Origin of the sequence: Pseudonocardia sp. Ae331_Ps2, from assembly GCF_001932405.1 — a bacterium.
Classification (GTDB): domain Bacteria; phylum Actinomycetota; class Actinomycetes; order Mycobacteriales; family Pseudonocardiaceae; genus Pseudonocardia.
The window spans coordinates 1-8,460 of record NZ_MCIM01000002.1 but is presented as its reverse complement, the minus strand read 5'-3'; the positions used below and the strand labels follow the sequence as shown (position 1 = coordinate 8,460).

The following is an 8,460-nucleotide window of genomic DNA, read 5'->3' as shown; positions in this document are numbered from 1 at the left end:
CGTGGCCAGGGCCTTGGCCGGGCGACGATTCCCGTCCGGGCTGGTGAGCATGTCGTCATTGCGGGTGGCCAACACGAACGGGATCTCCCGCTCGGTGAGCCAGTCGCGAAAGCCCGGGTTCTGCCCGTAGACCTCGTCCGCGGTCACCCACGACCCGGACGTGAGTGCCCCAGCGGCGTACGTGCGGGCCAGCATCGCCGTCCCCAGCTGCGGTTTCGTGGCGAACTCGACGTCATCGGGGACATCCGCGCGCTCGCAGCGTTCGCGGTCCTCGGTCCACGAGGTCGGCAGGTAGAGCTCCCGGTCGATCAACGCCCGCCCCCGCTTCGAGGCGTAGGCCAGGAACACACCGAGCTGACAGTTGTCGATCTTCCCGCTGGTGCCGGTGTACTGGCGCTGCACCCCGGCCGAACGCAGGCCCTTCTTGATGAACCCGGTCTCGTCCACGATGAACACCCCCGACGCGGTGTCGGTGAGATGTTGCAGGACGTAGCCGCGCAGGTCGTCGCGGACCCCGTCGACGTCCCAGTCCGCGGTGCGCAGCAGCCGCTGCATCCCGTCCGGCGACATCGCCCCGGCGTGTTCGGCGAGGGTCCAGCCGTTCTTCCGCTCGAGCCCCGCGAGCAGGCCTCGCAGGTAGGTTCCGACCCGCCGGCGCGGCTCGACCCTGCGGAAACGGCCAGAGATCAGCTCCACCACCGCGTCCAACGAGGCCACCCACCCGGCAAGATCAACCACGCGGTGATCATCACCGCCGAACGGCCGTCAGCCTCTCACCACACGCCGAACTGCCGTTACAGTACTAGGTTGACCGCCAACGTCGTCTTACCGACCCCGCCCTTGTCGTTGACGAGTGCGATGGTCCGCAAGAGCGCATCTTCTCGTGCTAGTGTCCCGCGCCTCAAGTTCGATAGTTAAATAGATAGGGTGTCGGTATGTTGAGTTGCGTGCCGCCGCCCGAGTTCGTCCTGAGTGAGGAGGAGTGCGCCCGGTTGGTGGAGTGGGCGCGGGGGGATTCGGCGCGGTTGGCCACCCGCGCCAAGATCATTCTGGGGTGTGCGGAGCCGGGTGTGGTGTATGCCCGGCTGGCCGACGAGTTGGGCGTCACGGCGATGACGGTGCTCAACGTGCGCAAGCGATTCGCAGCGTCACGGCTGGACGGGCTGGCCGATCGGGCGCGCCCGGGGCGGGCGAAAGCGGATCTGGTGCTGGAGCCAGACGAGCGTGAACAGCTGCAGCGGTGGGTCAGGCGGGCCACGTCGTCACAGGCCCTGGCGCTGCGGTGCCGGATCGTGCTGGCGTGTGCGGACGGCCTGGACAACCACCAGGTCGCCGAACAGCTCGGGTGTCACCCGATGACGGTGGGCAAGTGGCGCTGCAGGTTCCTCGAGCGGCGACTGGCCGGGCTGCACGACGAGGACCGGCCGGGGCGGCCGGCCACGATCACCGCCGAGCAGGTCGAGGACGTGGTTATCGCGACGCTGGAGTCCACACCGGCGAACGCGACGCACTGGAGCCGGGCCAAGATGGCCGAGCGGACCGGGTTGTCACGCTCGACGATCGGGCGGATCTGGAAGGGGTTCAACCTCAGGCCCCACCGGGCCGACGGGTTCAAGCTGTCCAACGACCCGCTGTTCGTGGAGAAGGTCCACGACGTGGTCGGGCTGTATCTGAACCCGCCCGAGAACGCGGTGGTCTACAGCGTGGACGAGAAGTCCCAGGTCCAGGCCCTGGCCCGGTCCCAGCCCGCGTTCCCGATGATGCCGGGCATGCCCGAGAAACGCACCCACGACTACGTCCGGCACGGCACCACGACCCTGTTCGCGGGGATGAACGTGGCCGACGGGACCGTGATCGGAAAGACCTACCGATCCCACCGCGCCACCGAGTTCCGCAAGTTCCTGGCCTTGATCGACACCCAGGTCCCCGCCGGGCTGGACGTGCACGTGATCTGCGACAACTACGCCACCCACAAACACCCCACGGTCAGCAGGTGGCTGGCGGGCCACCCGCGGTTCACCATGCACTTCACCCCGACCTACAGCTCCTGGCTCAACCAGGTCGAGCGACTGTTCGCCCACGTCACCGACGACCTGCTACGCCGCAGCGATCACCGATCGGTCCAAGCCCTCGAAGCCGACCTACGCGCATGGGTCAAGGCCTGGAACACCGACCCGAAGCCGTTCGTCTGGACCAAGACCGCCGACGAAATCCTCGAATCCCTCAGCAGACTTCTACAGCGAATTTCCGGCGCGGGACACTGAGGTGTTCTCAGTAGCGGGGTGGCAGGTCGTGGCGACACGCCGAGGGTGGTGAGATGAGCGGGAACGGGGCAGGACCCCGGTAGATCGGTTCGGTCCAGCACAGATCGACACCGTCACCGAGGTCCTGCATGTCTGATCCTGTCACCTACACCGCTGTCCTCCCGATCGGGGAGCGCACCGTGGCCTATCTGGCGCGGCTCCTGGTCCTTCAACGCCGTCGACGTGGCACCCGGCGGCGGGCGTTGACCCCGTTCGCCCAGGCAGTGCTGGTGATCCGCTGGTTCTGTGATGCTACCCGGGTCCGATGTTTGGCCGGTGACAACGCGATCAGCACTGCAACGGCCTACCGTTACCTGCACGAAGGCATCGACGTCCTCGCCGCGGCCGCACCCGGCCTGCACGGAGCCCTGCTCGCCGCCCGCACAGCCGGGCACACCCACGTGAATCTCGACGGCACCCTGATCGCCACCGACCGGTGCCGCGCGCTCGGCCTCACCCCCGGGGTCGACCTGTGGTGGTCGGGCAAGCACCGCCGCCACGGCGGGAACATCCAGGTCCTCACCGCACCTGATGGATGGCCGCTATGGACCAGCGACGTGCGGCCGGGCCGCGAGCACGACACCCGCTGCGCCCGTACCCACCCCGGGCTGCTCGAGGGCCTGGCCGCGTTCACCGACGACACCCACGCCGCGCTGGGCGACCTCGGCTACGAAGGCGAAGCCGACCGGCTCACCGTGCCCATCAAACCCGTCCCCGGCCGCGGGCAGACGGTCAACCAGCGCACCGTCAACACCCTGCACTCAGCCCTTCGTGCTCTGGCCGAACGCGGAAACGCCCTGCTCAAGACCACCTTCGCCGCGTTGCGGCGAGTCACGCTATGTCCCTGGCGCACCGGCGCGATCACCGCAGCTGCGCTCGTACTACTCCACACCGAGTACGACCGCACGACATGATCAACCCGCTACTGAGAACACCTCACTAGCTGTTCGGCGTGCCTGGCCATCGTCTCTCCTGTCGACATCGCCACACCCTAAGTCACGCTCGGTTAAAGGCTGCCGCGGGCACACAGCTGCTCATGGAGGCCTGCGCGCAGCGAGCAGATTAGGTGTACGGGGTCATCAGCGGTCCAGCAAGGACCGACACGCCCGCACGTGCTGCGCCGCTCTGAGGCGCGACAACGGTCCGTCAGACACGTGTGCTTACGACGACGTGTCCTGCTGCACAAGCAGCGACGCGCGGACGTGTGGCGACGAGCACGCAGGTATGTATGTCGTACTGCTGTAAACGACGCGGTGTTGTTTGCCTGCGTACTCGTGCAGAGTCAGGTAAGCACGCCTAGAGCTGCACTAACAGGCGAACGTAACAGCGTTGCTAATCGCAGTGGTCGGCGTGGTGAAACGTGCGATGCATGACACGGTTGATAAATCTAATGTCAATGCCGATGCGAGTGCGTGTATTGCATTAATGGTTAACGTGCACTTGCGGCCAGTGCCGACCGCAGGTGCTAGACCACGTGTCAATGCTGTCGTCCTAGCTATCACAAGTGCTATCGCTTGAAGGTGTTCTGAGCTGCATTAATGTTCGACCCTGCGACGCTACCGCGGTCGGGTCGGGCGATCCGATCACTCTGGGAGGGGTATCCCCGCGAGTCGATCGGCGGGCGCCCCGACCGGACGGTCTCGGCGTCGTCGCGCAACTGGCTACCATCCTTTCGATCGTAGATGTCAACTGTAAGTCCTACAATTGCTCGCAAGTGTCGGAAAACGATAATCGTCGCTCCCCGCTCGACTGTTCGCACCGCCGACGGCCGGAAAGTAGGGACGGTCTCCCTGCTGCGAGTCGCGCCTCGGTCAGACCCGAAGAGTCCGGTCGGGGACTGAACGCGGTCGCGCTCGTGGTCGCCCAGGATGGACGACAACCACTGCAGTGTCGACCCGTCCTTTGCAGTGTCGACCCGTCCTTCAAGCCGCCCCACACCGCCATGAGAGCTGAGTTGTCGAGCAACATCGTTGCTCTGTCCCGACCGAAGGTGTTGTCGAGCTGGGCCTTGGACTGAGCAGCCCAGTGGATCAGAACTCCACGACCGGCGGAGTCAGCCAGCGTCGCCGGCAGGTCGGGAACCGGGGTCGCCGAAGGCAGCTCGTCGAGCACCACGGTGGCTGGTGGGTCCAGTCGTTCGCTGGGGTAACGCAGTGCCATCGACCGAGCTGCGTCGATCCACTCCTCAGCGAGCGCCGTCAGCACCGGTGCGATCGCGCCGTCCTCGCGCTGGCCCGCGATGAGGTACAGCGTTCCCCCCAGCCCGATGAAGCGCTGAGCGTCGAACTCCTCCCCAGGCCCAGGCGAGCACAGCTCGCTGAGCGTCGAGTCCTGGAACGGCGCCAGGACTCGCCGCACGCTCATCCACACGGCGTCGGAGGTCTCCGCGACCATCGACATCTCCGCTCGGAGATTCCGCGCGCGGTCGGGGAACTCGTACTCGAGCAGCTCGATCGGCTCATCGCTGCGCGAGAGCCCCCACCCCACGACTCGTGCGATCCCGTGCCCACCCTTCGCAGCTGCCACCAGATAGGCAGCCAGCACCCCCACGGCACGCTCACGGAAGACCCTGTCGTTGCCGGCGCCCGTCCCCCCACTCGACTCGACGAACACCGCAGAGGCCTCGACCATCGTGCGCGCTCGTCGCTCTGCGACCTCGAACCGTTCGCACCCCGCCACCGGCGACCAGCGCAGCTTGGCCGGCCACTGAACCGTGCCCGTCGCGTCGAACACCAGGATCGGCCCGGGCATCTGTCGCCGCGAGCGGGCCATCGCGGTCAGCATCAGGAGGTCCGGCTTCGTCGTGCTGCACAGCAGGGCGCCGGGCGCCGCGAGACAGATCGGGGCCAAGAACCGGCGTGACTTCCCGGTCTGCGTCGGTGCGAGCGTCCCCGACGGGTTCTCGAACGGGGCGTAGAGCTGTCCAGCAGGGCCTTTCGGAAGGGGGATGCCGATGTCCTCCGCGACCGCGGACCTCCGCTCGACCGCGGTGTGGTGGGTGTCCTCGGGTCGGCCGACATCCCCCACGGAGCGGCCGACCCGAGTCCCACCACCCGATCGCCCTGCGGGGCGTCGGAGGTCCACGACGCCAGCGCGAGGACCGCGGTGACCGTCGTGGCGATCGCCACGACGGTCATGCAGGTCCTCGACGCCGTGCGCCACGTGCGGTTGGTCATGGCTCAGGCCAGTCCCAGCTTCTTGCTGCAGGCGGGCCACGCCGAGTAGCCGTCGCGGGCGGCGCGGACCTTCTCCGCCACCGCGATCTGCTCCTCGCGGCTGGCCTCGTGCGCCGACCCTGTGCCGCCGTAGGCCTCCCATGTGGCCTGGTCGAACTGCAGGCCCCCGGAGTAGCCGTTGCCGGTATTGATCGCCCAGCCCGACGTCAGCACCGTCCCCGCAGGGGGTCGGCAAAGTCAGATGATCTTGAGTAGTTCGAGTGGTCGGAGTGCGTCGCGGCCGTGATGTCGGAGTGCGGCGGGGATGTTGGCGGCTCCGGTCTGCGGGGCGTGCAGCATCTGCCACACGCCAACCGGAAGACGGTGATAGTTTTTGCCTCAAATGTCGACACACCCTGATCTCTCACCGCTAGGTGGCAGCAACGTAGAGCCCTACGCGCCTGACCGGGGGGCTTGCCGCCTCTCTCGCCGCAGCGCCCTCATCGTGCTCGGGCTCGGCGCCGCGGCCACAGGCTCGATCGGTTCAGCCACGGCGGCGTACGCCTCGCCGGACGCGCACGGCCGGGACACGACCGCGCCCATTGTGATCGGCCACCGCGGCGCACCGGGATATCGTCCTGAGCACACGCTCGCGTCATACGAGCTCGCGGCTCGGATGGGGGCAGACTTCGTCGAATGTGACGTGGTCCCGACCCGCGACGGGCACCTGGTCTGCCGGCATGAGCCCGAGATCGGCGGTACCACCGACGTCGCGAGACGACCGGAGTTCGCCAGCCGACGCACGACAAAGTCCATCGACGGGACCTCGTACACAGGTTGGTTCACCGAGGACTTCACGCTTGCTGAGCTCCGTACCCTGCGGGCGGTTGAACGCATCCCCGACATCCGTCCGCACAATGCCCTCTACAATGGTCGGTATCCGGTCCCTACCTTCGACGAGTACCTGGCTCTGCGCGCGCGGATGTCCCGAGAGCTCGGACGGGAGATCGGGATCTACCCCGAGATCAAGCACTCGACGTACTTCGCCGGCATCGGTTTGCGAGTGGAGCCAGCATTCGTAGCTGCTCTCGACCGGCACGGACTGAACCGCCGAGGCGCGCCCGTCTTTGTCCAGTCGTTCGAGGTCGGGAACCTGAAGTGGTTGCGTGAGCGACTCCAGGTCCCGCTCGTACAGCTTACCGATGCGACCGGCGGCCCGGCGGATCTGGCTGCAAGACAAGTGCCTCGGATGTGGAAAGAGCTCACCACACCGGCGGGGCTGACGGAGATCGCTCGTTACGCCGACGCGATCGGGCCATCGAAGGAACAAATCGTCCCTCTCAGCCAGGATGGAACATCAGGACCCACAACGTCCCTGGTCGGCGATGCTCACACCGCCGGCCTGCTTGTGCACCCCTACACGTTCCGTAACGAGAACGCGTTCGTACCCGCACAGCTGCGGCGTCCCGGTTCCGCCTCCGACTTCGGCGACGCATTCGCGGAATACTCGGCAATCGTCGACGCCGGCGTTGACGGAGTCTTCTCCGACAACACCGACACCGCCGTCGCTGCTCTTCGCGCCAACTGACAGCCAGCTGCCTGCCAGACCAATCTCCCCAGAGAGCGGCTTTGATGTGGCTTTGAAGCGACTGGAAGCGCCTGTGAAGCGGCCTTGATCGGGCTCTGGAGCGGTGGCCGGCCGGGTATGGGCTGTGACCTGCGGGTTGGTGGTGCTGGAGCGCTTTGGGAGGTACGGCACGAAGTCCGGTTCTGGTGAGGTGTTTTTCTGGGTTGGGTGGATTACCGTGTTAGGTGGATGTTTCACGTTTTCACGTTTCGAGTACCGAGTGTGGTCGCATGATTGCGCCTGGTAGTGGTTCTTGACCGGTGGGGGGGCGTGTTCGGATGCGCTCGTGAGTGCAAAGAGGTTTGCGTGCCGGGGTATTGGTGCGGTGTTGGTCGTGGCTGTTGCCGTGGGCTCGGCTGCGGGGGTTGCTGCGGCTGAGACTTCGTCTGTGGCTACTGCTTCGGTGGCTGGTGTCCGCTCCTTGGGGATCATTCCGGGGCAAGAGCGGGACAGAATTGAAGGGCTGACGCTGTTCCTTGAGCGTATTAGTGCAGTCCCTGACTCGGTTCTTCGTCAGGGGGATTCTGTTGCTCAGGATTGGTTGCGGTCGCACTATTCTGTTGTCGGTGGCCAATCTCGCGCTAGTGTTGTTGGTTGCGTCGGGGCTATTGGTGTTGCGGTAGGTGGTGTTCTAGTTCCTGCGGCTAAGATTCTGAAGATTAAGAAGTTGGTTGCGCAGCTGGGGGGCGTCAAGGAGGCTGTGCAGACTTTCTGGGGGGCGAGTTTCAGGTGGGAGAAGATCCAAGCTATCGGGGGCCCGGTGGCTGCCCTGGGGGCGGAGTTGCTTGGAATTACTGCGGTGCGTACGCAGTGTTTCTCTTGATCGTTGTTCGGCGCGTAGCGAACGGCGGTGGCGCTTATGTCGCGTGAGCGTTCGTCGGTATTCATCACGAGTGGTGGGATTGCGCTGATCTGCGCCCTCATCGGGGCGGCGTTTCTCTTCATGGGAGAAGATGTCTTCGTTCCTCTAGCTTTCTTCGGTCTTGGAGTGGGGGTGTGGGCGTCAGGTGGGTCGCCGGTGTTTGCCCGTACCGGGCTCTCTCGCACTGAAAGAAAGCGAGAAGCTGCGACAAGAGCGGCGAAGGCTAGAAAGATTGATCCGGCTGAGTTGCGTAAGTGGAGAGAAAGGAATCCTTCTTACGGTTTGGCGGAGGCGATCGAGAAGTACTGGGAGGAAAACCGGTGAACATGGACTGTCGGGTGAGGCGGGCTGCGGCGGGTGGTGTGTCGTCGGCGCGGCTCGTGGGCAAGTTGATCCGGACCGGAGCCCGCGCTAGCGGGTGAGGACCGGAAGCGGCGCGGCAGTTCCGGGTCCGCGCGCGACGCGTGTGGTGGGTGTCGCGCGCGGAGGTCATCGGTGGATGCCTAGTACTGC

At 65.8% G+C, this 8,460-nt stretch carries 8 protein-coding genes; 4 read left to right on the top strand and 4 right to left on the bottom strand.

Features of this window, described 5'->3' with window-relative positions; all coding sequences use genetic code 11:
* On the bottom strand, positions 1–738 hold a 738-nt coding region (locus Ae331Ps2_RS30750), incomplete at its 3' end, for an IS701 family transposase (protein WP_371336470.1).
* 56 nt (positions 739–794) lie between these two features.
* The gene (locus tag Ae331Ps2_RS34410; RefSeq protein ID WP_075329863.1) at positions 795–869 is read right to left on the bottom strand and encodes an AAA family ATPase; all 75 of its coding nucleotides are present in this window, start codon (positions 867–869) and stop codon (positions 795–797) included.
* Between the two features lie 78 nt (positions 870–947).
* On the opposite strand from Ae331Ps2_RS34410, the gene Ae331Ps2_RS28375 reads away from it, so the two are divergent.
* Positions 948–2,264, top strand: a complete 1,317-nt coding sequence (locus Ae331Ps2_RS28375; RefSeq protein WP_175581837.1) for an IS630 family transposase — start codon at positions 948–950, stop codon at positions 2,262–2,264.
* A 128-nt stretch (positions 2,265–2,392) separates the two neighbouring features.
* On the top strand, positions 2,393–3,217 hold the full coding sequence (locus Ae331Ps2_RS28370; RefSeq protein ID WP_075329683.1) for a transposase family protein: 825 nt from the start codon (positions 2,393–2,395) through the stop codon (positions 3,215–3,217).
* Positions 3,218–4,001: 784 nt separating this feature from the next.
* Here Ae331Ps2_RS28370 and Ae331Ps2_RS28365 read toward each other — a convergent pair.
* A complete protein-coding gene (locus Ae331Ps2_RS28365) occupies positions 4,002–5,330 on the bottom strand; it encodes a type IV secretory system conjugative DNA transfer family protein (RefSeq protein ID WP_075313181.1) in 1,329 nt (442 codons plus the stop codon).
* Between the two features lie 152 nt (positions 5,331–5,482).
* A complete protein-coding gene (locus Ae331Ps2_RS28360; RefSeq protein ID WP_083696401.1) occupies positions 5,483–5,692 on the bottom strand; it encodes a transglycosylase family protein in 210 nt (69 codons plus the stop codon).
* A 271-nt stretch (positions 5,693–5,963) separates the two neighbouring features.
* Here Ae331Ps2_RS28360 and Ae331Ps2_RS28355 point away from each other — a divergent pair, with 271 nt between their 5' ends.
* Both Ae331Ps2_RS28355 and Ae331Ps2_RS31545 read left to right on the top strand, forming a co-directional pair.
* Complete coding sequence (locus Ae331Ps2_RS28355; RefSeq protein ID WP_233147888.1) at positions 5,964–7,046, top strand: glycerophosphodiester phosphodiesterase; 1,083 nt, start codon at positions 5,964–5,966, stop codon at positions 7,044–7,046.
* A gap of 889 nt (positions 7,047–7,935) precedes the next feature.
* Entirely contained in the window at positions 7,936–8,271 is a 336-nt protein-coding gene (locus Ae331Ps2_RS31545; RefSeq protein WP_139319116.1) for a hypothetical protein, read from the top strand.
* Positions 8,272–8,460: the final 189 nt, after the last annotated feature.

Excerpts from the sequence above, each read along its gene's own strand:
- Ae331Ps2_RS28370 (WP_075329683.1), top strand. The coding sequence starts at position 2,393 with ATGTCTGATCCTGTCACCTACACCGCTGTCCTCCCGATCGGGGAGCGC.